Below are 25,087 nucleotides of genomic sequence, written 5' to 3'. Positions count from 1 at the left end.
TAATGCTCTCGGTCCGGGGGTGCGTCAAGTGCGTTGAGCGGGCCGGCGGCGGGCTCAACGTGCTCGCGGACGAGGCCGTACGGGCGTACGAGCTGGAAGTGCTCGGTGTGCGGCCGGCCGCCGGGCAGGTGTGCGTCATGGGTGACGTGAACACGCCCGCGAGTGCGCTCGGGCGTACGACGTTCTTGCGGTTGCCCGAGTTGCTGGATGCCCCGGAGACCCTGGACGTGGTGGGTATGCGGGTCATGCGTGTGCGGCGGCCCAGGAGGGGTGGGCCGCCGCACGGGGGCATGCGGTGAGTGGTGGGGGTGGAGGTGGCTCAGGTTTTGGCTACCAGCAGGTCTACCTCGTAGGTCTCCTCGAGCGTTTCGGCCGGGAAGAGCTTGAGGAGGAGGTTGCGTTCCTCGGCCAGGAAGGCTGTGGCGTCCTCCTTGTCGTGGACCAGGAAGGCCGAGTGGCTGCCGATGTTGGCCAGGTGGGTGTCGATCGGGACGTGGCGGCTCCAGCGGAGCCGGCGGCGGGCGAAGTCCAGGCGGCCGGAGGGGTCCGCGGCGCGGCCGGAGGCGTTGTTCTGCTCCACTGCCACATCGACGCCGAAGAAGTACTTGACGCGGTTCGCCTGGGCCGCGATCCAGGGGACGTCCAGGGCGTACGTGTTCCACCACAGGGCGAGTGCGCCGCCTGGGCGCAGGACGCGGAGGGCCTCCGGGACGGCGTGGTCCGGGTCGGTCCAGTGCCAGGACTGGGCGTAGGTGAGGAAGTCGACGGAGGAGTCGGCCAGGGGGAGGGCGTTGCCGTTGCCTCGGACGATCGGGACGTCGGGGAGGGTGCGGCGGAACTGGGCTGCCATGCCGTCGCCGGGTTCCACGGCGATCACCTGGGCGCCGCGGGCGTGGAGGAGGGCGGTCGATATGCCCGTGCCGGCGCCGATGTCTGCGACGCGGGAGCCGGGGAGGGGGTGGGCGGCCAGGTGTTCTATGGCGTCGAGGAGGGCGGGGGGATAGGAAGGGCGGTTCTGGGCGTATTGGGCTGCGGCGGTGTTGAAGGAGGTGGCTCGGGAGGGGGTGGGGGGTTGGATGGGGGGTTGGGGCGAGGCCGTCATGTGGACATGGTGGTGGGGGGTGTTCGTGGGGGGAGTGGGTTTGGCGAAGAGTTGGGGGGAGTGGAGGGGGCTGGGGTGGGGTTGTTTCGCCCCCGCCGCCCCTACCCGTCCCATCCCGTTCCTGGGGGCTGCGCCCCCAGACCCCCCGGCCCTGAAGGGCCTCGTCCTCAAACGCCGGACAGGCTGAAATAGTCCGCCCCTGTGGTGAAGGTTCCCCAGGTGTGTCCGGGCGTCGCCTGTCGTACCTGGCTTACCTGCCCTGCCCCTCGTTCCGGTCTTGCCGTCGCTCACCGTTCGACTATCGCCGGCCGGGCACCGGCACCGAATGCCGGTGCCCGGCTGGGCGCCTGGCTCAGGAGCAGTGCGCCGCTACGTAGCCGTCGCTGCCCGTCAGGACGTACGCGTCCGAGACGTACTCGCCGTTGTCGATGTTGTCCCAGATGTTCGACGTGCCGTACGGACCGGCTATGGCCTCGCCGGGGCGCTGGCAGTAGATCGGGATCTTGGCGCCCTCGGCCAGTACGCGGATGATCGTGTAGCCGGTGCCGGGGCCGCTGCGGACGTTGAGGCGGTAGCCCGGGGCGACCGAGTAGTAGCGGACGGACGTGGTCGCCGCCGCGGTCGCGGCTGCCGCTGTGGTGAGCGTCAGCTCCGTGGCCTCGCCGGCCGTTCTCGCCCCGATGTTGTCTGTGGACATGAAAAAACCTCCCCCGTTGGACCCCCATGACTGCCATGGGGTCCGGGTGATACCCCTAAAACACGCCACGAAACACATGTACGGAACTCGTACACCGACGTCAGCACGCCGCCTCTGTCCCGTATCCCTCATCGACTAGGCTCCGTGCGTCGAGCGCGCGGTCGAACAGCACGGGGTGAGTCCATGACGCCACAGCGGAACTCCGGAACCGGCGCGGAAGCGGAATATCCGGAGTACGCCGGTCAGTACCGTCTGGAGTCACGGCTGGGTTCCGGCGGCATGGGCGTGGTGCACCTGGCCCGGAGTACCTCCGGGATGAAGCTCGCCGTCAAGGTCGTACACGGCGAGTTCGCCGAGGACCCCGAGTTCAGGGGACGGTTCCGGCAGGAGATCGCCGCCGCCCGGCGCGTCAGCGGTGCCTTCACCGCGCCCGTCGTCGATGCCGACCCCGACGCCGAACGGCCTTGGATGGCCACCCTGTTCATCCCCGGGCCGACCCTTGCCGAAGAGGTGAAGCGGAACGGGTCGATGAACGCCGGGCAGTTGCGGCGGCTGATGGCCGGACTCGCCGAGGCACTGCGGGACATCCACCGGGTGGGGGTCGTCCACCGGGATCTGAAACCGAGCAACGTACTGCTCGCCGAGGACGGTCCGAAGGTCATCGACTTCGGCATTTCTCGGCCGAAGGACAGCGAACTGCACACCGAGACAGGCAAGTTGATCGGCACTCCGCCGTTCATGGCGCCGGAGCAGTTCCGGCGGCCTCGCGAGGTGGGGCCCGCCGCCGACATCTTCGCCCTGGGGTCGGTGATGGTGCACGCGTCGACCGGGCGCGGGCCGTTCGACTCCGACAGTCCGTATGTCGTCGCCTACCAAGTCGTGCACGACGAACCCGACTTGACCGGCGTACCGGAGAACCTCGCCCCGCTGGTGCTGGGTTGCCTCGCCAAGGAGCCCGAGGACCGGCCGACCCCGGACGAGCTGATGCGGGAGCTCCGGTCGGTCGCCGCCTCGTACGACACCCAGTCGTTCGTGCCTGAGGAGGGGCGCGACAGCCCATCCCAGGCTTCCTCCGCTCCCGCTCCCCCTGACCCCAACTCCCTTTCGTCCGACGAGCGTTCGGACCGGCGGCGGCTGCGCAGGCGCGTCCTCCTCGCCGCGGGCGCCCTCGTCCTCGCCGCCGGGTGCGTCTTCGCCTCGGTGCAGGCGTTCGGCGGTGATCCGACAGCCGCCCGGCCCACGGACCGTTCCTCCGGGACCGGTACCGGTACGACGGCCGCCGCTGCCGGTTTCCGGGCCTGGGCGGTGCGGCCGGGCACCGGTGGCACCGCCGGTATGCCCCAATGCTCGTACGGTGGCGGGAAGTTGTTCTGCGCCCAGAAGGGCCTCGTCTCCGCCATCGACCCCGCCGACGGCAGCATCCTGTGGCGGCACACGATCGACGCCACCCTCATTCCGAGCCGGCCACCGGTCCTGTCGGGCGGGCTCGTGCACCCCCCGCTGGACGAGGGCACCCGCTTGGAGGCGCTCGATCCGAAAACGGGCCACACCCGCTGGCACGAGACCGTGTCCGGCCGCGTCGGCCTCGGATACGCCGGCGGCATGACCCTCCTCACCGGCGCCGACGGCAAGGTCACCGGCGTCGACAGCGCGTCCGGCGACAGCAAGTGGAACCGGCGGATCGCCGATCTGAGCGGCCCCCAGCTGTTCTCCTTCGCCGGCGACCAGCTCGCGTACGCCACGAGCACGGCCGAGGACGGATCGAGTACCCGGGTCGCCGCGCTGGACCCGGGCACCGGTGACGTGCGCTGGCGGGAGAAGCTGAACGGGCAGCTGAAGCCCATCGGCACCACCGCCGCGGGCGCCTCCGTCTTCTTCGCCGCCCTCGACACCGTGTACGGGGACACGGTCGCCGTCGTCGACTACGACCCGGCGACCGGGGCCTCGCGCAAGGTCGAGGTGAGCGTTCCACTCCAGCGGGCCCATGGGGTCGTGCGCGGGAACACCGTCTATCTGCTGGCCGCCGGGGGCGCGCTGATCGCCGTGGACCTGAAGGCGGGCAAGCAGCTGTGGCGGCTGGAGACGTCCGTGAGTCTCGGCTCGGCGCCGACCGTGGACGGGCGGTACGTGTACTTCACCGCCGCCGACGGACGGCTGCTCGCGGTGGACGCCCGTACGGGGACGCTCGCGGGGCAGACGTCGCCGCGGCTCGACCCGGCCTCGGACACCATCGCAGCCTCGCTGCCCGCCCCCGTGGCCGCCGCCGGGCGGGTCTACGCGAGCGCTCCCGACGGTTCCGTCTTCGCCGTGGACGCGGCCGACCCGGCCGGCTGGTGACCCGGGCCGGCTGGGACGCGTAGTACGGCACCTGAAGCCCGTACGGGAAGATCATGACGAAAGGGCCGCTCCTGATCGTGAGGAGCGGCCCTTTCATGCGGATACAGATGCAGACGCAGATGTACGAAGGGGGTCAGCCCAGCTTCGACACGTCCCGCACCGCGCCCTTGTCGGCGCTCGTCGCCATCGCCGCGTACGCGCGCAGGGCCTGCGAGACCTTGCGTTCGCGGGAGACGGGGGCGTAGACGCCGTTCAGGGACTCGCGGCGGGCCGCCAACTCCTCGTCCTGGACCAGGAGTTCGATCGTGCGGTTCGGGATGTCGATGCGGATGCGGTCGCCGTCCTTGACGAGGGCGATGGTGCCGCCGGCCGCGGCCTCCGGGGAGGCGTGGCCGATCGAGAGGCCCGAGGTGCCGCCGGAGAAGCGGCCGTCGGTGACCAGGGCGCAGGCCTTGCCGAGGCCGCGGCCCTTCAGGTACGAGGTCGGGTAGAGCATCTCCTGCATACCGGGGCCGCCCTTGGGACCCTCGTAGCGGATGACGACGACGTCGCCCTCCTTGACCTGCTGGGTGAGGATCTTCTGGACGGCTTCTTCCTGCGACTCGCAGACGACCGCGGGGCCCTCGAAGGTCCAGATCGACTCGTCGACACCGGCCGTCTTCACGACGCAGCCGTCGACGGCGAGGTTGCCCTTGAGGACCGCGAGACCGCCGTCCTTCGAGTACGCGTGCTCGGCGCTGCGGATGCAGCCGCCGGCGGCGTCCACGTCCAGGGCCTCCCAGCGCTCGGACTGGGAGAAGGCCTCGGCGGAACGGACACAGCCGGGTGCCGCGTGCCACAGCTCCAGGGCCTCCGGCGAGGGGGAGCCGCCGCGCACGTCCCACGTCTTCAGCCAGTCGGCGAGGGACGAGCTGTGAACCGAGTTCACGTCCTCGTTGAGCAGGCCCGCGCGGTGCAGTTCGCCGAGGAGGGCGGGGATGCCGCCGGCCCGGTGCACGTCCTCCATGTAGTACGTGCGGTCCTTGGCGACGTTCGGCGCGACCTTCGCCAGGCACGGCACCCGGCGCGAGACCTCGTTGATGTCGTCCAGGTCGAACTTGACGCCCGCTTCCTGGGCGGCGGCCAGCAGGTGCAGGATCGTGTTGGTCGAGCCGCCCATCGCGATGTCGAGGGCCATGGCGTTCTGGAAGGCCGCGAAGGTGGCGACGTTGCGGGGCAGGACCGTCTCGTCGTCCTGCTCGTAGTAGCGGCGGGTGATGTCCATCACCGTGCGGCCCGCGTTCTCGTACAGCGCGCGGCGGGCCGTGTGCGTGGCCAGGACCGAGCCGTTGCCGGGGAGGGCGAGTCCGATGGCCTCCGCGAGGCAGTTCATCGAGTTGGCCGTGAACATGCCGGAACAGGAACCGCAGGTCGGACAGGCGTTCTCCTCGATACGGAGGATGTCCTCGTCCGAGATCTTCTCGTTCACCGCGTCGGAGATCGCGTCGACCAGGTCGAGCGTGCGGACCGTGCCGTCGACCAGCGTGGCCCGGCCGGACTCCATCGGGCCGCCGGAGACGAAGACCGTGGGGATGTTCAGCCGCAGGGCGGCGTTCAGCATGCCCGGGGTGATCTTGTCGCAGTTGGAGATGCAGATCAGGGCGTCGGCGCAGTGGGCCTCGACCATGTACTCCACGCTGTCCGCGATCAGGTCGCGGGAGGGGAGGCTGTAGAGCATGCCTCCGTGGCCCATCGCGATGCCGTCGTCGACGGCGATCGTGTTGAACTCGCGCGGGATGCCTCCGGCGGCGGTGATGGCCGCGCTGACGATGCGGCCGACCGGCTGGAGGTGGGTGTGGCCGGGCACGAACTCGGTGAAGCTGTTCGCGACCGCGATGATCGGCTTCCGCCCGATGTCGGCACCCGGTACACCGGAGGCGCGCATAAGGGCGCGGGCGCCCGCCATGTTGCGGCCGTGGGTGACGGTACGGGACCTCAGCTCGGGCATCGTCGCTCGCCTCGCTCCTTCAGAGAGTGGTGACTCCGTCGAGCCTACGCCGGTCATCCACGGATCGGACATTGAGTCCGGAATGCGGGATGGTTGTCTCGGTTTCAGGTGCGGGTGCGGGTCCGGTGTGGGCCGGTCGGGCCCGGGCTCACGGCGCTGTCAGGTGGGACTGGATCACCGGGGCCACCCTTGCGATGATCTCGTCCGGGTCGGCCGAGGCCAGCGGCTCCACCTTGATGACGTAGCGGAGCATCGCGATGCCCACGAGTTGGGCGGCGGCCAGTTCGGCGCGCAGTTCCGCGTCCGGAAGGTCCAGCTGGACGGCGAGGCGGCGCAGCAGCTGGGTGGAGATCAGGCGGCGGAAGACTCCGGCCGCGGCCTCGTTGTTCATGGCCGAGCGGACGATCGCGAGCAGTGCCTTGCGCGTCGCCGGGGTCTCCCAGATACCGAAGAAGAAGCGGGCGAGCCGCTCACCGACGCCGTCGAGCGGGCCCTCGACGATCGAGCCGGGCGCCTCCAGGATGGGCCCGAGGGCGACCGAGATGGACGCCTCGAAGACCTGCTCCTTGGTACCGAAGTAGTGGTGCACCAGCGCCGGGTCCACCTCCGCGGCCTTGGCGATGCCGCGTACGGAGGTCTTGTCGTAGCCCCGTACGGCGAACTCCTCGCGGGCCGCCACCAGGATGCGGTCGCGGGCGGCGGGGGCGGCGGCGGAGTCCGTACGGGAGGGACGTCCCCGGCGGCGCGGGGCGGCGCCGGTCATGGGCGCGGGACCCGTACGGACGAGGCCAGGTGGAGACGCGTGAACGCGAGCGCCTCGGCGAGGTCGGCCTCCCGCTCGACGCTGGACATCGCGCGGCGCGTGTTCACCTCGATGACGACATGGCCGTCGAAACCGGTGGCCGCGAGCCGTTCGAGCAGCTCGGCGCAGGGCTGCGTGCCGCGGCCCGGGACCAGGTGCTCGTCCTTGTTGGAGCCGTTGCCGTCGGCGAGATGGACGTGGCCGAGGCGGTCGCCCATGAGGCCGACCATCTCCATGGCGTCGCTGCGGGCCGTCGCGGTGTGGCTGAGGTCGATCGTGAAGTGCCGGTAGTCGTCCTTCGTGACGTCCCAGTCGGGGGCGTACGCGAGCATCTCGCGGTCGCGGTAGCGCCAGGGGTACATGTTCTCGACGCCGAACCGGACGTCCGTCTCGTCGGCCATGCGCCAGATGCCGGTGACGAAGTCACGCGCGTACTGGCGCTGCCAGCGGAAGGGCGGGTGTACGACGACGGTCGTCGCGCCGAGCTTCTCGGCGGCGGCCTGGGCGCGCTGGAGCTTGGTCCAGGGGTCCGTGGACCAGACGCGCTGGGTGATGAGGAGACAGGGGGCGTGGACGGCGAGGATCGGGATCCGGTGGTAGTCGCTCAGTCTGCGCAGGGCTTCGATGTCCTGGCTGACGGGGTCTGTCCAGACCATGACCTCGACGCCGTCGTAGCCGAGCCGCGCGGCGATCTCGAAGGCCGTCGCCGTCGACTCCGGGTACACGGAGGCTGTGGACAGCGCGACCTTCGCATCCGGGATGCGTACGACTGGTTCTGCCACGGGGGACAGCGTACGGGGTGCGTATGCGGGGGCGGGCCGGGGGCGGCCGGTCGCCATGGGGGTTCGGTGACATGGGGGTTCGGTCGCGTGGGCGGCTACCGGTTGTGTGCGGCTGCCCACGCCCACGCGGCGGAGCCGCACAATGACACAGCCCCGCGCCCCTGTTGGTCTACTGGATCTCCTCCGTGCCCATGTGGGTGCCCATGTGGTCCAGGCGGCGGAGGATCACGCCCTCGCGGAGGGCCCAGGGGCAGACCTCCAGGGTTTTCACGGCGAAGAGGTCCATCGCCGCCTCGGCCACCAGGGCGCCCGCGACCAGCTGGTTGGCCCGGCCTTCCGAGACTCCGGGGAGGGCCGCACGTTCCGCCGTCGTCATGGAGGCGAGTTCGGGGACCAGCGTCTGCAGGGACTCGCGCTTCAGCTCGCGCTGGACGTAGAGACCGTCCGTGGAGCGGGCCGCCCCGGCCAGGCGGGCGAGCTGCTTGAACGTCTTCGAGGTGGCGACGACGTGGTCGGGGGCACCGAAGCGGCTGAACTCGCCCACCGTACGGGCGATCTGGGCGCGTACATGGCGGCGCAGGGACCTGATGTCGTCGGGGTCGGGCGGGTCGCCGGGGAGCCAGCCCGCGGTCAGGCGGCCGGCGCCGAGCGGGAGGGAGACGGCGGTGTCGGGCTGCTCGTCGATGCCGTAGGCGATCTCCAGGGAGCCGCCGCCGATGTCGAGGACGAGGAGCTTGCCGGCCGACCAGCCGAACCAGCGGCGGGCGGCGAGAAAGGTGAGCCGGGCCTCCTCGGAGCCGGTCAGGACCTGGAGCTCGACGCCCGTTTCGGCCTGCACGCGCGCGAGGACGTCGTCGGCGTTGCTGGCCTCGCGCACGGCGGAGGTGGCGAACGGCAGCAGGTCCACGACGCCCTTGTCCTCGGCGGCCTGGAGCGCGTCCTGGATCACGGCGACGAGTTTGTCGACCCCCTCGGGGCCGATGGCTCCGGCCTCGTCGAGGAGTTGGGCGAGCCGCAGCTCGACCTTGTGCGAATGCGCGGGCAGGGGGCGCGCACCGGGGTGCGCATCCACCACCAGCAGATGCACCGTGTTCGATCCCACGTCGAGGACACCGAGTCTCATGGACGGAACGCTACTGCCAGCCGCGCCCGCATCCGTCCCCGGAGCGGTGCCGGAAGGCGCTCCGGGCGACTTACCCTGGACGCGTGCCCAAGACGAAAAAGGCAAAGGCCGACAAGTCGGCAGCGGAAGCCCTCCCCGCGAAGACCGTGAAGTCCCCGAGATCCGCGAAACCTCCGAAGACGGTGGTGGTGAGCGACGAGAAGGGGCTCGACTTCGCGCGCGCGTGGGTGGAGTTCCCCGATCCGGCGGACGACGAGCAGGTCTTCCGCTGTGATCTGACCTGGCTGACCTCTCGCTGGAACTGCGTCTTCGGCAGCGGCTGCCAGGGCATCCAGGCCGGCCGCGCGGACGACGGCTGCTGCACGCTGGGTGCCCATTTCTCCGACAAGGACGACGAGAAGCGCGTCGCCGGACATGTGGCGCGGCTCACGCCCGACATCTGGCAGCACCACGCCATCGGCACCGAGTCCGGCTGGACCTCCCAGGACGAGGAGGGGTCGCGGCAGACCCGGCCGTACCAGGGGTCCTGCATCTTCCAGAACCGGCCCGGGTTCGCGGGCGGCGCGGGCTGCTCGCTGCACATCCTGGCGCTGCGGGAGGGCCTGGAGCCGCTGGAGACCAAGCCGGACGTGTGCTGGCAGCTTCCGGTGCGGCGGACGTACGACTGGATCGACCGGCCCGACGACACGCGTGTGCTCCAGGTGTCGATCGGTGAGTACGACCGGCGCGGCTGGGGTCCGGGCGGCCACGACCTGCACTGGTGGTGCACGTCGGCGACCTCGGCGCACGGCGCGGGCGACCCGGTGTACGTCTCGTACCGGCCGGAGCTGGTCGAGCTGATGGGCAAGGCGGGGTACGACCGGCTGGTCGAGCTGTGCGAGGAGCGGCTGGCCTCGCAGTTGCCGCTGCTGGCCCCGCACCCGGCGGATCCCGTCAGCTGATTTCTTCGCGCTGACGTGAGCGGCTCAGGGCGTTGTCACAGGGCTCGGGGAGCCGCTGTCGGCGGGCGGTGACGAGCCTCCGGGGTCTGCGGGGGTCGAGGTCACCGAGGCCGTCGGGGTGGGGGTCGGCGTGGGCTCCGGGTCCGGTGACGAGGACGGTGGCGGGTCGCTGGGGGGCGGGGTCGCGGGCGCGGAGGTCGTCGGGTCCGGGGGCGGGGCGCTCGGGCGGGGCGGGCCGGGGGCCGGTGGGTTCACCGGGGTCGGGTCCGGGGGTGTGGGCGCGGTGCCGTACCCCTCGATGGAGACGGCGGCGGACGCCGGTGCGATCGACACCCGCGCGCTCCAGTGACCGGCCGGCTCGCGCAGCGGGTCGACGTACACCTTGATCGTGAACGACTCGCCGGGCCGCAGCGTGCCCGAGGACCGGCTCGGATACAGCCAGGACGCCCCGGTGGACGCCGTCCAGCGCACCGGGGTGTGCCCGGACGCGGTGAGGGTGATCAGCGTGGTGTCGCCGTCACTGGACGCCTCCACGGTGAGCAGGCCCGGGCTCTCCTTCGCGCCGGGGACCGCGCTGACGACCTCCACGGAGACGTCCGGTGAGCCGTGGTCCTTCCTGACGAGACCCCTGTCGGCGCCGGTGCCCGCGTTGCCCGCGTTCTCGTAGCCGCCGCCCGCGGCCTCGCCGTCGAGGATGTCGTGGCGCTGCGCCTCGCTCGCGGTGGCCGAACGGTCCCCTGGGCCGCCCTCGCCGGTCGCAGGCGCGCGGTAGGCCGCCCACAGGGCGAGTACGGGGGCGGCGACCACGGTGGCGACGACCGTGGTCGTGACGGCACGCGCGCGTAGCCGGTCCCTTCGGGCGGCGCGGTCCTTGGGATCCATCGGGAAGCCGCGCCGGTCGAAGCGCGGAGCGGCGGCGCCCCGCGCGCGCGGGAGGTGTGCCATGGCGACGTGCAGGGCCGCGCGGGGCGCCTCCAGGACGGGCAGTTCGGCGGGCGTGACGCTGGTGCCGGGCCAGGAGCCGGGGACGGCCCGCTCGGCGGTACGGCGGCACCGCGGGCAGTCGTCGACATGCCGGACCAGTTCGCGGCGCAGTGCCGTGCTGAGCACCAGCTGGTGGTCGCCGGTGAGGCGGGAGACGCTCGGACAGGCGCCGGTCTCGACGACGGCGAGGGCCGCGCGGGTGCGCTCGACCTCGCAGGCGGCGGAGGCGAGCAGGTCGGCGGCGGCGGCGGCGTCCAGGCCCAGTACGGCGGCGACCTCGTGGGCGTCGAGCTTGTGGCGCACGGCGAGTTCGAGTGCCTCGCGCTGCTCGGGGGTGGTGCCGGCGGCCTCCGGCCAGGCGAGCTGGGCCAGTTCACGGCGGTGCGCCTCCTGGGCCTCCTCGGAGACGAGGCCCGTTGAGGAGGCAGCGGCGGAGTCCGGGGCGGCCTGGGGCGCGGAGGCGGCGGACGCCTGCCGCTTGCCGCGCCGGCCCGCCGCGTGGGTGCTCTGACGTTTCTGCTTGGCCTCGGCCAGCTTGCGCAGACAGGCCCAGCGGGCCAGCGCGTAGAGCCAGGCCCTGCGGGCACCGGCGGCCTCCGGGCCGCGCGGGCTGCGGCGCTCGGCGAGCGCGAGGACGTCGCCGAGGGCGGCGGTGGCCGTGTCGTGGTCGCACAGGACGGACAGGCAGTAGGTGAACAGGCCGTCCAGATACGGCTCGTAGCGCGCGGGCGGTCGCTGGACCAGCGTGCGTCCCGCCGCCCGGTCGCGCGCCTCACGGTGCGCCCGGTGTGTGCCGGTGCTGTGGGTCGGGGTGTCCGGACTACTGCTCATCACCCGTGCGACCGTAGGCGCCTTACGACGGCCCCCTCTCCCACCTTGAGCACTTTTAATCCGTACGGGTGAAACGATCCCTCAATAGGGGACAGCAACCCCGGATTACGTGGCCTGTTCCCGCCCTGACGTGGCCGATTAGTGCCGGGAGCGCGGCTTCCGGCACCCGTCGGCGACGGTGGTGTCAGTGCTCCCGGTTACGGTTCGTCCCATGGCTGTTCGTACGAAGACCGCTAAGGACCGTCCGTCCTACCGCTGCACCGAGTGCGGCTGGCAGACGGCCAAGTGGCTCGGCCGCTGCTCCGAGTGCCAGGCGTGGGGCACGGTCGAGGAGTACGGCGCGCCCGCGGTCCGTACGACGGCACCGGGCCGGGTCACCACCTCCGCGGTCCCCATCGGCCAGGTCGACGTCCGCCAGGCCACCGCCCGCAGCACCGGCGTACCCGAACTGGACCGCGTACTCGGCGGCGGGCTGGTCCCCGGTGCCGTGGTTCTCGTGGCCGGTGAGCCGGGCGTGGGCAAGTCGACGCTCCTCCTGGACGTCGCGGCGAAGTCGGCGAGCGACGAGCACCGCACGCTCTACATCACGGGTGAGGAGTCCGCGAGCCAGGTCCGGCTGCGCGCCGACCGCATCAGGGCGATCGACGACCACCTGTATCTGGCCGCGGAGACCGACCTCTCGGCCGTCCTGGGCCATCTGGAGGCCGTGAAACCGTCCCTGCTGATCCTCGACTCCGTCCAGACGGTGGCCTCGCCGGAGATCGACGGCGCGGCGGGCGGCATGGCACAGGTCCGCGAGGTCGCCGGGGCGCTGATCCGCGCGTCCAAGGAGCGCGGCATGTCGACGCTTCTCGTGGGCCATGTCACCAAGGACGGCGCGATCGCCGGCCCACGCCTCCTGGAACACCTGGTGGACGTGGTCCTGTCCTTCGAGGGCGACCGCCACGCCCGCCTCCGGCTCGTCCGGGGCGTCAAGAACCGTTACGGCACGACGGACGAGGTCGGCTGCTTCGAACTGCACGACGAGGGCATCACTGGCCTCGCCGACCCGAGCGGCCTGTTCCTGACCCGGCGCGCCGAGCCGGTGCCGGGCACCTGCCTGACGGTCACCCTGGAGGGCCGCCGCCCGCTCGTCGTCGAGGTCCAGGCGCTCACCGTCGACTCGCAGATCCCCTCCCCCAGGCGGACGACATCGGGTCTTGAGACGTCCCGGGTCTCGATGATGCTCGCGGTTCTCGAACAACGGGGCAGGATCAGCGCACTCGGAAAGCGGGACATCTATTCGGCGACGGTCGGCGGGGTGAAGCTCTCCGAGCCGGCCGCGGACCTCGCGATCGCCCTCGCACTGGCCTCCGCCGCGAGCGACACCCCGCTGCCCAAGAACCTGGTCGCGATCGGCGAAGTCGGCCTTGCGGGCGAGGTCAGACGGGTGACAGGGGTCCAGCGCCGACTGTCCGAAGCGCACCGTCTGGGCTTCACCCACGCCCTCGTTCCCTCGGACCCCGGCAAGATCCCCGCGGGTATGAAGGTCATCGAAGTCGCCGACATGGGGGACGCGCTCCGGGTGCTTCCGAGGTCGCGTAGGCGAGAGGCCCCACGGGACGACGAGGACCGCCGGTAGACTTTGCCCAGGTCTCGCCCGTCCGTACGAACAACGTGTGCGAAACGGGAGCGGCCCAGTACCTGCGACCGGAGGAGTGCAGTGGCAGCCAACGACCGGGCAGCAGCTCCCGGAAAGTACGGTGGGAGCTCCGGTGCCGATGGCCTGATGCGCGCCTCACTGAGCGCCGTGGCACCCGGCACGGCGCTGCGCGACGGGCTTGAGCGGATTCTCCGCGGCAACACCGGCGGACTCATCGTGCTCGGCTCCGACAAGACCGTCGAGGCGATGTGCACGGGCGGTTTCGTCCTGGACGTCGAGTTCTCGGCGACGCGGCTGCGCGAGCTGTGCAAGCTCGACGGCGGCATCGTGGTCTCGTCGGACCTGTCCAAGATCCTGCGGGCCGGCGTCCAGCTGGTCCCCGACCCGAACATCCCCACCGAGGAGACGGGCACCCGGCACCGCACCGCCGACCGGGTGTCGAAGCAGGTGGGTTACTCCGTCATCTCGGTCTCCCAGTCCATGCGACTCATCGCGCTGTACGTGGACGGCCAGCGCCGGGTCCTGGAGGACTCGGCCGCGATCCTGTCCCGCGCGAACCAGGCCCTGGCGACCCTGGAGCGCTACAAGCTCCGCCTCGACGAGGTCGCGGGCACGCTGTCCGCGCTGGAGATCGAGGACCTGGTGACGGTCCGGGACGTCTCCGCGGTGGTACAGCGCCTGGAGATGGTCCGCCTCATCGCGACGGAGATCGCCGGGTACGTGCTCGAGTTGGGCACCGACGGACGGCTTCTGGCCCTCCAGCTGGAGGAGTTGATCGCGGGCGTGGAGCCGGAGCGCGAGCTGGTGGTCCGGGACTACGTCCCCGAGCCGACCGCCAAACGCTCCCGCACGGTCGACGAGGCGCTCGGCGAACTCGACGCACTCAGTCACGCCGAGCTGCTCGAACTCTCCACGGTGGCCAAGGCCCTGGGCTACACGGGCTCACCCGAGGCCCTCGACTCGGCGGTCTCCCCCCGCGGCTTCCGCCTCCTGGCGAAGGTGCCGCGCCTGCCCGGCGCGATCATCGACCGCCTGGTGGAACACTTCGGCGGCCTGCAGAAGCTGCTGGCGGCGAGCGTCGACGACCTCCAGACGGTGGACGGGGTCGGCGAGGCGAGGGCGCGCAGTGTCCGGGAGGGGCTGTCGCGGCTGGCGGAGTCGTCGATCCTGGAGCGGTACGTGTAGCGCCCGCTCAGTCCTCGTAACTCCCGCTCAGTCCTTGTCCAGTACGAATGATGTCTGGGCCTTCGGGAAGCCCTGGGCCTGTGCCTCCACGAGGTAGGTGTCGGCGGTTGCCGACCCCGCCTTCGGGGTGGCGCACTCGGGGGCGCTCGCCTTGCGGTCCCACTCGAAGGTGTACGTGATGCTGCCGCCGGCCGAGACACGGAACAGCAGGCCGGCCGTGTCCTTGGGGCAGTCGTCCGAGGCCCAGATGTCGTCGTCGCTGCTCGTCTGCGTGATCGTCACGACCGCCGCCTTCGGGCCGAGGTCGATCTTGCAGTCGTTGGCGGAGGAGTTCCTGGCGACCAGCTGGAAGGTGGGCGTCTCGTCGGGCGCGTAGGTGTTCTGGACACTGCGCAGGCTCAACCGGACGACGCCGGCGGTGCAGTTGGGCAGAGCGGAACCGGCCGGGAGCGTATCGCCGCTGCCCACGCTGCCGTTAACGCCGTCGTCGGTGCCGACGCCGCCACCACCCGTCCCGGCGGAACCGCTGTCGCCGCCGGAGCCGCCCGAACCGCCCGAACCGCCGGAGTCCCCTGAGCCCCCGGAACCCCCGGCGCCCGCCGAGCCGGAACCGGAGTCCGAGCCGCCGGTGTCCGAGCTGCCCGACTCGTCGCGTCCGCCCGGGGCTTGACTGATCGCGGGCCCCGAACCGGAGGGTCCCGGGGTGATCGTCTGCTCGGGATCCTTGCCGTTGGCACCGTCCGTGCCCTTGTCGCCGCCTCCGCCGCCGGAAGCGACGATCCAGATGCCCAGCAGCGCCAACAGGGCGAGCAAAGACAGCAGAACGGCCCTCCGACGCCAGTAGATGGAGGAGGGAAGCGGCCCGACCGGATTGCGCATAGATCCCACGGCGCAAACTGTACGAGAGATCGGACAGTTCACTCGCCCCACCCGCCGCCGGAGCACCAACTTTTCCGGATCATCATCCCGGCGAAGGGTGTTGGTGACGTGGCCTAACTCCTCCCGGAGGGGGAGCACTTCACACCGAGTGGCGTGTTGCCCCATCCGCCCGTCGTTTCGCCCCCGCCGCCCTTACCCGTCCCGTCCCGTTCCTGGGGGCTGCCGCCCCCAGACCCCCGCTTCGGCCCTGAAGGGGCCTCGTCCTCAATCGCCGGACGGGCTGGAAGATCAAGCCCCGGCCGGCATCTCCAGCCCCTTGGGGGTCCCCCCTCTGGGGGAGTTTGAGGAGCGGGGTCTGGGGCGGAGCCCCAGAAGGACGGGACGGGTAGGGGCGGCGGGGGCGAAGAAACAACCCGGGCCCACCGCACCGCATCACCCACCCCCGCACCCCCACATGGCAGGATCGGAACCGCCATGACTGCGCCCACGAAACCCCCGCACCGCGACACCGACCCCACACCCCTCTCCGTCCCGCACCCCAGCCCCACCACCGACGGCACCCCCCTCCACTCCCCCGTCATCGGCTGGTTCGACGACCACGCCCGCGACCTCCCCTGGCGGCGCCCGGACGCCGGCCCCTGGGGCGTGTTGGTCAGCGAGTTCATGCTGCAGCAGACGCCCGTCAGCCGCGTACTGCCCGTCTACGAGCAGTGGCTCGCCCGCTGGCCCCGCCCCGCCGACCTCGCCGCCGCCCCCTCAGGCGAAGCCGTCCGCGCCTGGGGCCGCCTCGGCTACCCGCGCCGCGCCCTGCGCCTGCACGGCGCCGCCGTCGCCATAACGGAGCGCCACGGTGGTGACGTACCCGCCGAGCACGCCCAGCTGCTCGCCCTGCCCGGCATCGGCGAGTACACGGCCGCGGCCGTCGCCTCCTTCGCCTACGGCCAGCGGCACGCCGTACTGGACACGAACGTCCGCCGGGTCTTCGCCCGCGCCGTCACCGGCGTCCAGTACCCGCCGAACGCCACCACCGCCGCCGAACGCAAGCTCGCCCGCGCCCTGTTGCCGGACGACGAGCCCACGGCCGCCCGCTGGGCCGCGGCCTCCATGGAGCTCGGCGCGCTCGTCTGCACGGCCCGGAACGAGACCTGCCACCGCTGTCCGATCGCCGCCCAGTGCGCCTGGCGGCTCGCCGGGAAGCCCGAGCACGAGGGTCCGGCGCGCCGCGGCCAGACGTACGCGGGTACAGATCGTCAGGTACGCGGCAAGCTGCTCGCCGTACTCCGCGAAGCCCACACCCCCGTACCGCAGGCCGCGCTCGACAGCGTGTGGCACGAGCCGGTCCAGCGGGCCCGGGCCCTCGACGGCCTCGTCTCCGACGGTCTGGTCGAGCCCCTGCCGGGCGGGCTGTACCGCCTGCCGCACAGCTGAGACGGACGGCCGGGGACGCACACAGCCAAAACACCTGCCCGGCCTCCCGTAACGCCCCGACGCGCTTCCGCAACACACTCACCCCGCCCCCAAATCACCACATAACACCACCAATTAACCCACCGGCTTACCCCTTCCCTGTTTCCGTTACACAACCGACGGACAGCCGAGCGCTCCCCGAAGGCTGGCTCGGACAACCCCGTGACAACAGCTCCGTAGCTTCATCCCTGTAAGGACCACAAGGCAGTGAAGGCCGACCGGAAGACAGGTCGGAAACGGGGAGCGGGAGGCGGTCGACATGGCGCAGCAGGGCGAGGTGCTCGAGTTCGAGGAGTACGTCCGCACACGGCAGGACGCGCTGTTGCGCAGCGCCCGTCGACTGGTCCCGGACCCCGTCGACGCGCAGGACCTCCTGCAGACGGCGCTCGTGCGGACGTACGGCCGCTGGGACGGCATAGCGGACAAGCGGCTCGCGGACGCCTACCTCCGCCGGGTGATGATCAACACCCGGACGGAGTGGTGGCGGGCCCGCAAGCTCGAAGAGGTGCCCACCGAGCAGCTCCCGGACGCGTGCGTCGACGACTCCACCGAGCAGCACGCGGACCGCGCGCTGCTGATGGACGTCATGAAGGTTCTCGCACCCAAGCAGCGGAGTGTCGTCGTGCTGCGACACTGGGAGCAGATGTCCACGGAGGAGACGGCCACCGCCCTCGGCATGTCGGCCGGCACGGTCAAGAGCACGCTGCACCGGGCGCTCGCCCGGCTCCGGGAGGAGCTGGAGTCCCGCGATCTGGACGCACGCGCGCTGGAGCATGAGGAGCGGGAGCGTTGCGCGGCCTAGGCACAGGGGCGACCGATCCCGGGGTCCCTCGGACAGGAACAGGGACAGGAACAGGGACGACGGATTCGGACGCGGCCTCACCCCCGGGCCAAGGTCCTGGTCCTGGTCCTGGTCCGGTTCCTGGTCCTGGTGCGGCATCACGAGGGTGGCCGGGGCATGGTCCGGGGCTGCTCATGGGGCCGGCTCTGTCCGGCCCTGCCCGGCGGGCCTTTCAGGCGGTGATCACGGCGACGGCCGTGCTCGCCGCCCTCGCCCTTTTCGTCTCCGCCTGCGCCACCGGCGGCACCGGCGCCCGTGACGAGGGCCCGGCCGGCGCCGACGCCGTCGCGGGCAAGCTGAGCTCCACCCCCGCGCCCTCCGCGTACGCCACTCCGGACGACGTGGACGCGGTCAAGCTCGTCAAGGACGATCCAGGGGTCGCGGCCTCGGTCAAGCGCGCGCTGAAGCCATGTGTCGGGGACGAGTACCCGGTCGACGTGTCATACGGGGATCTGACCGACGGAGCCGCCGACGACGTCGTCGTCAACGTCATGACGTGCAGCGATGCCGTGGGCGTCGGTTCCTATGTGTACCGCGAGGCGGGGGACGGGTACCGGAACGTCTTCCGGGCCGAGGAGTCCCCGGTGTACGCGGAGATAGACCGCGGCGACCTGGTGGTCACCAAGCAGGTCTACAAGAAGGACGACCCGGTGACGAGCCCGTCCGGCGAGAATGTGATCACCTACCGCTGGACGGCCGGCCGCTTCGCTCTCAAGTACCGCACGCACAACGAGTACAGCGGCGCGGTCGACGGCGACGCACCGACACCGGCCCCGAACTGACCCGTACACCAGTACCAGTACCAGAATCACTACCGCGGCCACACACGAGACGAGAACTGCGAGCACCCGGGATGGCAGACCAGACCCACGTCCTCTTCGTCGAGGACGACGACGTCATCCGCGAGGCCACCCAACTCGCCCTGGAGCGGGACGGCTTCGCGGTCACCGCCATGCCCGACGGACTGTCGGGCCTGGAGGCGTTCCGCGCCGACCGCCCCGACATCGCCCTCCTGGACGTCATGGTCCCGGGCCTCGACGGGGTCAGCCTGTGCCGCCGCATCCGCGACGAGTCCACCGTCCCGGTGATCATGCTGTCGGCGCGCGCCGACTCGATCGACGTGGTCCTGGGCCTGGAGGCGGGCGCCGACGACTACGTCACGAAGCCGTTCGACGGTGCCGTCCTGGTCGCCCGGATCCGCGCGGTCCTGCGCCGCTTCGGTCACGCGAGCGGCCCGGGCGCGGTGGCCTCCGAGGACAGCGGGCCCGTGACCGGCGGGGTGCTGGTCTTCGGGGACCTGGAGATCGACACCGAGGGGATGGAAGTCCGCAAGGAAGGCCGGACGGTGGCCCTGACACCCACCGAGATGCGGCTGCTGCTGGAGTTCTCGTCCGCACCGGGCACGGTCCTCTCCCGCGACAAACTTCTCGAACGAGTGTGGGACTACGGCTGGGGCGGCGACACCCGCGTCGTCGACGTCCATGTGCAGCGGCTGCGCACGAAGATTGGCCAGGACCGGATCGAGACGGTCCGCGGCTTCGGCTACAAGTTGAAGGCCTGAGCAGGCCACCCATGCGCTCCAGAGAAACGCGAGTCATACGGCTCATGCCGTTCAGCCGGTTCACGGGCATCCACACCGGGCTCAGGTGGAAGCTGAGCGCCGCCATCGCGCTGGTCGGTGCGCTCGTGGCGCTCACGCTCAGCCTGGTCGTGCACAACGCGGCCCGGGTCTCGATGCTGGACAGCGCGCGTGACCTCGCGGACGAACGCGTCCTGATCGGGCAGAGCAACTACAACCTGTCGGGGCGCCCCAACTTCCCCGGCATCAAGGTCGACGACCCGAACCTGCCGGAGGAACTGCGGGAGAAGGCCGCGCAGGGCCGCCGGGCCACCTATGTGGCCGACCGGCCGGACGGGGTGCCGGACATCTGGGCGGCCGTACCGCTCAAGGACGGGCACATCATGTCGCTGCACACCGGGATCACCGACCGCAGTACGGACATCATGGCCGACCTCGACCAGGCGCTGATCATCGGCTCGATCGCCGTCGTCCTCGGCGGCAGCGCGCTCGGTGTGCTCATCGGCGCCCAGTTGTCGCGCCGGCTGCGCAAGGCGGCGGCTGCCGCCAACCAGGTCGCCAGGGGCGAGACGGACGTACGGGTGCGGGACGCCATCGGCGGTGTCGTACGGGACGAGACCGACGACCTCGCCCGGGCGGTGGACGCGATGGCGGACACGCTGCAGCAGCGGCTGGAGGCGGAACGACGGGTCACCGCCGACATCGCGCACGAGCTGCGGACGCCGGTGACGGGTCTGCTGACGGCCGCCGAACTCCTGCCGCCGGGGCGGCCGACGGAGTTGGTCCTGGACCGGGCGCAGGCCATGCGCACACTGGTCGAGGACGTCCTGGAGGTGGCCCGTCTCGACGGGGCGTCGGAGCGGGCCGAGCTGCAGGACATCATGCTGGGCGAGTTCGTGGCCCGGCGGGTCCTCGCGAAGGACCCGGAGATCGCCGTACAGGTGGTGCACGAGTCGGAGGTCACGACCGATCCGCGGCGGCTTGAGCGTGTCCTGTTCAATCTGCTGGCCAACGCGGCACGGCACGGCAAGGCGCCCATAGAGGTGTCGGTCGAGGGCCGGGTCATCCGCGTACGCGACCACGGCACCGGCTTCCCCGAGGACCTGCTGGCGGACGGACCGAGCCGCTTCCGTACGGGGAGCAGTGACCGTTCGGGACACGGTCACGGTCTTGGTCTCACCATCGCCGCAGGCCAGGCCAGGGTCCTGGGCGCCCGCCTCACGTTCCGCAACATACGCCCACCGGGCGCCCCGGAACACGTCCCCGCGGAGGGCGCGGTAGCGGTCCTGTGGCTCCCGGAACACGCCCCGACGAACACGGGCAGCTACCCGATGCTTCCGCGCAAGAGCGGTTGAGAGAGAGGGCGGAGTTTCCTGCTCCGGCATCTGAGGAGCGAGACCGGTACGCCGCAGGCCGTGTTTCCCACCCGCCCACCTGTTTGCCGCATCCATCCAGCCCAGGCACCATCCAGCCCGTCCGGCACCATCCAGCCCGTTGGGGTCCCCCCTCTGGGGGAGTTTGAGGACGAGCGCGTTCAGCGCGAAAGGGGGGTCTGGGGGCGCAGCCCCAGGAAGGGGATGGGACGGGTAGGGGCGGCGGGGGCGAGAAAACACAGCCGAAGACCCCCGGGGCAGACACCACCCGAGGGCCTTCACCTCCTCACCGTCCCCCGACCCCCACGTCACACCACCTCGGCCACAGCTCCCTTGACCGAAGCCTCACCACTCGCCGGCTCCGACTCCGGCGTCGCCGCCGGTTCCCCACCCTTCTCCGGCTCCGCCCCCTTCAGCGGAACCTCCTTCACGAACACCGCCGCCACCAGCACCACGACCGCCACCACGGCCCCCAGCAGAAACGCCGAGTGCGTCCCCGAAGCCACCGCGTACTGGTAGGCCTCCCGCGCCGCCGCCGGCAGCTTCGCCAGACTCGCCGCATCCAGCTGAGCCGACTGCTCGGTCACCTTGGACCCCAGCGCCCCGGCCCGCTCGCTCATCACGTCCTGCACCCGGTTGTTGAACAGCGCCCCCATGATCGCGACCCCGAACGAGGACCCGAGCGTACGGAACAGGGTGCTCGTGGAGGACGCGACGCCCATGTCCTTCATCTCGACGCTGTTCTGCGCGACCAGCATGGTGATCTGCATCAGACAGCCGAGGCCCGCCCCGACCACCGCCATGTACAGACCGGACGTCAGCCGCGAGGTCTCCGTGTCCATCTGCGCGAACAGGTACAGCCCGACGCTCAGCAGCACACCACCGACCAGCGGGAACACCTTGTACTTGCCGCTGCCCGTCGTCACCCGCCCCGCGACCATGGACACGACCAACATCGACGCGAGCATCGGAAGCAGCAGCAGACCGGAGTTGGTCGCGGACGCGCCCTGCACAGCCTGCTGGTACAGCGGCAGGAACAGCACCGCGCCGAACATCACGAACCCGGTGATGAAGCCGATGATCGACATCAGCGTGAAGTTGCGGCTGCGGAAGATGTGCAGCGGAAGGATCGGCTCGGCGGCCTTCGTCTGCCAGAACACGAACCCGACGAGCGAGGCGACACCGATCCCGATGAGCTCCATGATCATGGCGGAGCCCCACGCGTACTCCGAACCGCCCCAGGTCGTGACGAGCACGATCGAGGTGATACCGACGGTCAGCAGCGCGACGCCCGGGTAGTCGATCCGCGTTTTCGCCCGCTTCTTCGGCAGGTGCAGCACAGCACTGACGGCGGCGAGCGCCACGACACCCAGCGGCAGGTTGATGTAGAACGACCAGCGCCAGCCCAGGTGGTCCGTCAACGCCCCGCCGACCAGCGGTCCGCCGATCATGGCGAGCGCCATCACGCCGGCCATCATTCCCTGGTACTTGCCGCGCTCACGCGGCGGAATCAGGTCCCCGATGATCGCCATGACCCCGACCATCAGGCCACCGGCACCGAGTCCCTGTACGGCCCGGAAGCCGATCAGCTGTCCCATGTCCTGGGCCATACCGCTGAGCGCCGACCCGATCAGGAAGAGCACGATCGAGCTCATGAAGACGCCCTTGCGCCCGTACATGTCGCCGAGCTTGCCCCAGATCGGGGTGGAGGCGGCGGTGGCGAGGGTGTAGGCCGTCACGACCCACGCCAGGTGTTCGAGTCCGCCCAGTTCACCGACGATCGTCGGCATCGCCGTACCGATGATCATGTTGTCCAGCATCGCGAGCATCATCGCGATCATGAGCGCGAGCAGCACCACCCGCACACTCCGCGGTTGCCTGCCCTCCGCGCCCTGCTCAATCCGCTCTTCCTGCTCGCCCTGCTCGTCCACCACTGCCCGCGTGTCCGCCATCGTCTCCGCCCCACTCCCCCACGTACGCCTTCTTACTTGCCGCCCGGCAAGTTGACTACACTGGGGAAGCTAGACCCCGAACTAGCCGGTCGTCAAGTAAGTTTACCCCTGAGGGCACTCCCGAGGGTTCAGCAGCGGAAGCAGGAGTACGGGCATGGACCGCACCAAGCAGCGCCGACGCGGGGACACCCGTCAGCGCATCCAGGACGTGGCGCTCGAACTCTTCGCCGAACAGGGCTACGAGAAGACCTCGCTGCGGGAGATCGCCGAGCACCTCGACGTCACGAAGGCGGCGCTCTACTACCACTTCAAGACCAAGGAAGAGATCGTCGTCAGTCTGTTCGAGGACCTGACGAAACCGATCGAGGACCTGATCGAGTGGGGCCGGCAGCAGCCGCACACCCTCGCCATGAAGCAGGAGATCGTACGCCGCTACAGCGAGGCGCTCACCGAAGCCGCCCCCCTCTTCCGCTTCATGCAGGAGAACCAGGCGACGGTACGGGACCTGAGCATCGGCGACATGTTCAAGACCCGCATGCTCGGTATGCGGGAGATCATCATCGACCCGGACGCCCCCCTGGTCGACCAGGTCCGCTGCGTCAGCGCGATGTTCACGCTGCACGCCGGGATGTTCGTGCTCCAGGACCTCGCGGGCGACGCGGACGAGAAGCGCCAGGCGGTCCTGGAGGTCGCGATCGGCCTGGTGACACAGGCACACGAGGGCACGGAACGGCCCTCGTAACCGCGGCGCCCCCGACCGGCCGGTCACACACCGCCCGGACAGGCCGGGCGGGTCAGACGGGTCAGACCTTCACGCCCTTGGCCCGCAGAAAGGCCACGGGGTCGACGGCGGACCCGTAGTTCGCGGTCGTACGTATCTCGAAGTGCAGGTGCGGCCCGCTGGAGTTGCCCGTGTTGCCGGACAGGGCGATGCGCTGACCGGTGGCCACGACCTGGCCGACCTTCACGTCGATCCGCGACAGATGGGCGTACTGCGAGTACGTCCCGTTGCCGTGCTTGATGACGACGGCATTGCCGTACGCCGGCCCGTCACCGGCGCCGTTGCCGCCTGCCTTGACGACGGTACCGCCGTGCGCGGCGACGACCTTCGTACCGCTCGGCACGGCGAAGTCCTGGCCGGAGTGGGTGGACGACCACATGTTGCCGGCCTGGTTGAAGCTGGCACTGAGCGTGTACTTCTTGACCGGGTCCACCCAGGAGGCGGCCTTCTTGGCGGCGGCCTGAACCTGTACGGCACCCGCCGCACCGCTCTCGGCCGCAGCCGCGACCCCGGTCACCCCCAGGACGAGTGACGCCCCGAGCCCGGCGGCCAGGACTGAGAGGCGGGAGACACGGGCCGTACGGGACTCACGGGCTTCACGGGACGGGGCGGTGGCGCGCTGGAACATCGAGACCTCATGGGGACGGGGACAGAAAAGCCACCCGGCACGAGCGTTCCCGCCGGATGGGCAACCCCTTGGTAACCCCGGGCCCCGGCCATCCCCAAACTTCCGATCTACGACACAAGTTCGTAGACGACCACAAATCAACCCACTTCTTGACAAAGCGACCTGAGCAACCACCCTCCACAAACCGCGCCCCACCCCCACTCTCACCCACTAATCACCCTAGTAACGGACATTTCGCCTGTGCATCATGTCACCGGCCCCAAGATCCACCGTCGTGCGACTGTGACGCGCGCAACGCACCGCCAGCAGGCGAATAAACCCGCTCCGACTACTGGCACCTCGCCGCTACCCGTGAGTAATGTGCCCTTCCCATCAGCGCCACTCACTTCCGCAAGCATGTCCCTGACATCTGCATGCTGTGGCACCGCACGGCCCTACGTGAGAGGACCCCCAACCCCGATGACAAAAGGCTCAAGAGGCTCCTGGACGCCCTGGACCCGCCGTATCGGCCTGACCGCGGCCGCCGCGGTCGCCACGGTGACACTGACCGGCCCCGGCACCGCCCAGGCCGCGACCACCACGGCCACCACGTCCGTGTCGGCAGCCGCCGCCGAGGACGTCAGCTACGCCACCTGGCAGCAGGACTGCCAGACCGTGATGGACCAGGCCCTGCCCTATCTGAAGCAGCGCATCGCCGCCGCCTCGAAGGGCGAGAAGCCGGCGATCGTCTTCGACATCGACAACACCACGCTGGAGACCGACTTCGGCTTCAGCTACCCGTCACCGGCCAACGCACCCGTGCTGAAGGTCGCCCAGTACGCCCAGGACCACGGCGTCGCCCTCTTCTTCGTCACCGCGCGCCCGGACATCATCAAGCCCGTGACGCAGTACAACCTCACGCACGTCGGCTACGACGTGACCGGGCTGTACGCCCGCAATCTGATCGACCTCTTCAAGAACGTGGCCGACTACAAGACCGCGCAGCGCGTCGACGTCGAGTCGAAGGGCTACACGATCATCGCCAACATCGGCAACAGCGCCACCGACCTGTCGGGCGGTCACGCGGAGAAGACGTACAAGCTGCCGGACTACGACGGCCAGCTGTCGTAAGTCGTCATCAGGGCATGCGAGAGGGGCCGGTGCTGAAAGCACCGGCCCCTCTCGGACATCTGAC

The 25,087-nt window shown here is 70.5% G+C and carries 22 protein-coding genes; 12 read left to right on the top strand and 10 right to left on the bottom strand.

Features of this window, described 5'->3' with window-relative positions:
• Nucleotides 1-2 precede the first annotated feature (2 nt).
• A complete protein-coding gene (locus ACW4TU_RS26255; protein ID WP_457417233.1) occupies nucleotides 3-299 on the top strand; it encodes a hypothetical protein in 297 nt (98 codons plus the stop codon).
• A gap of 20 nt (nucleotides 300-319) precedes the next feature.
• On the opposite strand, the gene ACW4TU_RS26250 is transcribed toward ACW4TU_RS26255, so the two are convergent.
• Nucleotides 320-1,102: a class I SAM-dependent methyltransferase gene (locus ACW4TU_RS26250; RefSeq protein ID WP_457417232.1), complete on the bottom strand. Its 783-nt coding sequence runs from the start codon at nucleotides 1,100-1,102 to the stop codon at nucleotides 320-322.
• Nucleotides 1,103-1,454: 352 nt separating this feature from the next.
• Nucleotides 1,455-1,799 carry an SH3 domain-containing protein gene (locus tag ACW4TU_RS26245; protein WP_457417231.1) on the bottom strand — a complete coding sequence of 115 codons (345 nt, stop codon included), beginning with the start codon at nucleotides 1,797-1,799 and terminating at the stop codon, nucleotides 1,455-1,457.
• Nucleotides 1,800-1,982: 183 nt separating this feature from the next.
• Between ACW4TU_RS26245 and ACW4TU_RS26240 the strand changes: the two genes are divergently transcribed.
• Nucleotides 1,983-4,136, top strand: a complete 2,154-nt coding sequence (locus ACW4TU_RS26240) for an outer membrane protein assembly factor BamB family protein (protein WP_457417230.1) — start codon at nucleotides 1,983-1,985, stop codon at nucleotides 4,134-4,136.
• A gap of 133 nt (nucleotides 4,137-4,269) precedes the next feature.
• Here ACW4TU_RS26240 and ilvD read toward each other — a convergent pair whose 3' ends face one another.
• The 4 genes from ilvD to ACW4TU_RS26220 all read right to left on the bottom strand — a co-directional run bounded on the left by ilvD (nucleotide 4,270) and on the right by ACW4TU_RS26220 (nucleotide 8,830).
• Nucleotides 4,270-6,123 carry a dihydroxy-acid dehydratase gene (gene ilvD, locus ACW4TU_RS26235; protein WP_457417229.1) on the bottom strand — a complete coding sequence of 618 codons (1,854 nt, stop codon included), beginning with the start codon at nucleotides 6,121-6,123 and terminating at the stop codon, nucleotides 4,270-4,272.
• A gap of 148 nt (nucleotides 6,124-6,271) precedes the next feature.
• Nucleotides 6,272-6,886: a TetR/AcrR family transcriptional regulator gene (locus ACW4TU_RS26230; protein ID WP_457417228.1), complete on the bottom strand. Its 615-nt coding sequence runs from the start codon at nucleotides 6,884-6,886 to the stop codon at nucleotides 6,272-6,274.
• Complete coding sequence (locus ACW4TU_RS26225) at nucleotides 6,883-7,707, bottom strand: sugar phosphate isomerase/epimerase family protein (RefSeq protein ID WP_457417227.1); 825 nt, start codon at nucleotides 7,705-7,707, stop codon at nucleotides 6,883-6,885. The genes ACW4TU_RS26230 and ACW4TU_RS26225 overlap by 4 nt, the downstream gene beginning before the upstream one ends.
• 169 nt (nucleotides 7,708-7,876) lie before the next feature.
• Nucleotides 7,877-8,830: a Ppx/GppA family phosphatase gene (locus ACW4TU_RS26220; protein ID WP_457417226.1), complete on the bottom strand. Its 954-nt coding sequence runs from the start codon at nucleotides 8,828-8,830 to the stop codon at nucleotides 7,877-7,879.
• 83 nt (nucleotides 8,831-8,913) lie between these two features.
• On the opposite strand from ACW4TU_RS26220, the gene ACW4TU_RS26215 reads away from it, so the two are divergent.
• Nucleotides 8,914-9,771, top strand: coding sequence for a DUF3109 family protein (locus tag ACW4TU_RS26215; RefSeq protein ID WP_457417225.1), 858 nt, complete (start codon nucleotides 8,914-8,916; stop codon nucleotides 9,769-9,771).
• Between the two features lie 24 nt (nucleotides 9,772-9,795).
• Here the strand turns inward: ACW4TU_RS26215 and ACW4TU_RS26210 are convergent, their stop codons facing one another.
• On the bottom strand, nucleotides 9,796-11,589 hold the full coding sequence (locus tag ACW4TU_RS26210; RefSeq protein WP_457417224.1) for a BACON domain-containing protein: 1,794 nt from the start codon (nucleotides 11,587-11,589) through the stop codon (nucleotides 9,796-9,798).
• 208 nt (nucleotides 11,590-11,797) lie between these two features.
• On the opposite strand from ACW4TU_RS26210, the gene radA reads away from it, so the two are divergent.
• Nucleotides 11,798-13,207, top strand: a complete 1,410-nt coding sequence (radA, locus tag ACW4TU_RS26205) for a DNA repair protein RadA (protein ID WP_457417223.1) — start codon at nucleotides 11,798-11,800, stop codon at nucleotides 13,205-13,207.
• Nucleotides 13,208-13,288: 81 nt separating this feature from the next.
• Nucleotides 13,289-14,413, top strand: a complete 1,125-nt coding sequence (disA, locus tag ACW4TU_RS26200) for a DNA integrity scanning diadenylate cyclase DisA (protein WP_457417222.1) — start codon at nucleotides 13,289-13,291, stop codon at nucleotides 14,411-14,413.
• A gap of 27 nt (nucleotides 14,414-14,440) precedes the next feature.
• On the opposite strand, the gene ACW4TU_RS26195 is transcribed toward disA, so the two are convergent.
• Entirely contained in the window at nucleotides 14,441-15,301 is an 861-nt protein-coding gene (locus tag ACW4TU_RS26195; RefSeq protein ID WP_457417221.1) for a hypothetical protein, read from the bottom strand.
• A gap of 465 nt (nucleotides 15,302-15,766) precedes the next feature.
• On the opposite strand from ACW4TU_RS26195, the gene ACW4TU_RS26190 reads away from it, so the two are divergent.
• From ACW4TU_RS26190 to cseC, 5 genes are all read left to right on the top strand, one after another.
• Nucleotides 15,767-16,720 (top strand): HhH-GPD family protein, encoded by a 954-nt coding sequence (locus ACW4TU_RS26190; RefSeq protein WP_457417220.1) that lies wholly within the window; start codon nucleotides 15,767-15,769, stop codon nucleotides 16,718-16,720.
• A gap of 298 nt (nucleotides 16,721-17,018) precedes the next feature.
• A complete protein-coding gene (locus ACW4TU_RS26185) occupies nucleotides 17,019-17,561 on the top strand; it encodes a SigE family RNA polymerase sigma factor (RefSeq protein ID WP_457417219.1) in 543 nt (180 codons plus the stop codon).
• Between the two features lie 173 nt (nucleotides 17,562-17,734).
• Nucleotides 17,735-18,382, top strand: coding sequence for a hypothetical protein (locus tag ACW4TU_RS26180; RefSeq protein WP_457417218.1), 648 nt, complete (start codon nucleotides 17,735-17,737; stop codon nucleotides 18,380-18,382).
• Between the two features lie 71 nt (nucleotides 18,383-18,453).
• Nucleotides 18,454-19,161, top strand: a complete 708-nt coding sequence (gene cseB / locus ACW4TU_RS26175; protein ID WP_371660591.1) for a two-component system response regulator CseB — start codon at nucleotides 18,454-18,456, stop codon at nucleotides 19,159-19,161.
• Nucleotides 19,162-19,205: 44 nt separating this feature from the next.
• Nucleotides 19,206-20,534, top strand: coding sequence for a two-component system sensor histidine kinase CseC (gene cseC / locus ACW4TU_RS26170; protein WP_457417217.1), 1,329 nt, complete (start codon nucleotides 19,206-19,208; stop codon nucleotides 20,532-20,534).
• Nucleotides 20,535-20,860: 326 nt separating this feature from the next.
• Here the strand turns inward: cseC and ACW4TU_RS26165 are convergent, their stop codons facing one another.
• Nucleotides 20,861-22,504, bottom strand: coding sequence for an MDR family MFS transporter (locus tag ACW4TU_RS26165; protein WP_457417216.1), 1,644 nt, complete (start codon nucleotides 22,502-22,504; stop codon nucleotides 20,861-20,863).
• A 154-nt stretch (nucleotides 22,505-22,658) separates the two neighbouring features.
• Here ACW4TU_RS26165 and ACW4TU_RS26160 point away from each other — a divergent pair, with 154 nt between their 5' ends.
• Nucleotides 22,659-23,246, top strand: a complete 588-nt coding sequence (locus ACW4TU_RS26160; RefSeq protein WP_457417215.1) for a TetR/AcrR family transcriptional regulator — start codon at nucleotides 22,659-22,661, stop codon at nucleotides 23,244-23,246.
• 61 nt (nucleotides 23,247-23,307) lie between these two features.
• Here the strand turns inward: ACW4TU_RS26160 and ACW4TU_RS26155 are convergent, their stop codons facing one another.
• Nucleotides 23,308-23,913, bottom strand: coding sequence for a M23 family metallopeptidase (locus ACW4TU_RS26155; RefSeq protein ID WP_457417214.1), 606 nt, complete (start codon nucleotides 23,911-23,913; stop codon nucleotides 23,308-23,310).
• Nucleotides 23,914-24,372: 459 nt separating this feature from the next.
• Between ACW4TU_RS26155 and ACW4TU_RS26150 the strand changes: the two genes are divergently transcribed.
• Entirely contained in the window at nucleotides 24,373-25,023 is a 651-nt protein-coding gene (locus ACW4TU_RS26150) for an HAD family acid phosphatase (protein ID WP_457417213.1), read from the top strand.
• The last annotated feature ends 64 nt before the right edge of the window (nucleotides 25,024-25,087 follow it).

The sequence above is a fragment of the Streptomyces kryoterrae genome (assembly GCF_054072135.1).
Note: the sequence above shows the minus strand (reverse complement) of the source record. Positions and strands in the feature narration are given on the sequence as shown.

What these genes read in the sequence shown, in the direction of transcription:
- radA (WP_457417223.1), top strand. Translation starts at nt 11,798, where the DNA reads ATGGCTGTTCGTACGAAGACCGCTAAGGACCGTCCGTCCTACCGCTGC.
- ACW4TU_RS26255 (WP_457417233.1), top strand. Translation starts at nt 3, where the DNA reads ATGCTCTCGGTCCGGGGGTGCGTCAAGTGCGTTGAGCGGGCCGGCGGC.
- ACW4TU_RS26240 (WP_457417230.1), top strand. Translation starts at nt 1,983, where the DNA reads ATGACGCCACAGCGGAACTCCGGAACCGGCGCGGAAGCGGAATATCCG.
- cseC (WP_457417217.1), top strand. Translation starts at nt 19,206, where the DNA reads ATGCCGTTCAGCCGGTTCACGGGCATCCACACCGGGCTCAGGTGGAAG.
- ACW4TU_RS26155 (WP_457417214.1), bottom strand. Translation starts at nt 23,913, where the DNA reads ATGTTCCAGCGCGCCACCGCCCCGTCCCGTGAAGCCCGTGAGTCCCGT.
- ACW4TU_RS26150 (WP_457417213.1), top strand. Translation starts at nt 24,373, where the DNA reads ATGACAAAAGGCTCAAGAGGCTCCTGGACGCCCTGGACCCGCCGTATC.
- ACW4TU_RS26185 (WP_457417219.1), top strand. Translation starts at nt 17,019, where the DNA reads ATGGCGCAGCAGGGCGAGGTGCTCGAGTTCGAGGAGTACGTCCGCACA.
- cseB (WP_371660591.1), top strand. Translation starts at nt 18,454, where the DNA reads ATGGCAGACCAGACCCACGTCCTCTTCGTCGAGGACGACGACGTCATC.
- ACW4TU_RS26230 (WP_457417228.1), bottom strand. Translation starts at nt 6,886, where the DNA reads ATGACCGGCGCCGCCCCGCGCCGCCGGGGACGTCCCTCCCGTACGGAC.
- ACW4TU_RS26250 (WP_457417232.1), bottom strand. Translation starts at nt 1,102, where the DNA reads ATGACGGCCTCGCCCCAACCCCCCATCCAACCCCCCACCCCCTCCCGA.
- ACW4TU_RS26245 (WP_457417231.1), bottom strand. Translation starts at nt 1,799, where the DNA reads ATGTCCACAGACAACATCGGGGCGAGAACGGCCGGCGAGGCCACGGAG.
- ACW4TU_RS26220 (WP_457417226.1), bottom strand. Translation starts at nt 8,830, where the DNA reads ATGAGACTCGGTGTCCTCGACGTGGGATCGAACACGGTGCATCTGCTG.
- ACW4TU_RS26165 (WP_457417216.1), bottom strand. Translation starts at nt 22,504, where the DNA reads ATGGCGGACACGCGGGCAGTGGTGGACGAGCAGGGCGAGCAGGAAGAG.
- ilvD (WP_457417229.1), bottom strand. Translation starts at nt 6,123, where the DNA reads ATGCCCGAGCTGAGGTCCCGTACCGTCACCCACGGCCGCAACATGGCG.
- ACW4TU_RS26160 (WP_457417215.1), top strand. Translation starts at nt 22,659, where the DNA reads ATGGACCGCACCAAGCAGCGCCGACGCGGGGACACCCGTCAGCGCATC.
- ACW4TU_RS26180 (WP_457417218.1), top strand. Translation starts at nt 17,735, where the DNA reads ATGGGGCCGGCTCTGTCCGGCCCTGCCCGGCGGGCCTTTCAGGCGGTG.
- ACW4TU_RS26190 (WP_457417220.1), top strand. Translation starts at nt 15,767, where the DNA reads ATGACTGCGCCCACGAAACCCCCGCACCGCGACACCGACCCCACACCC.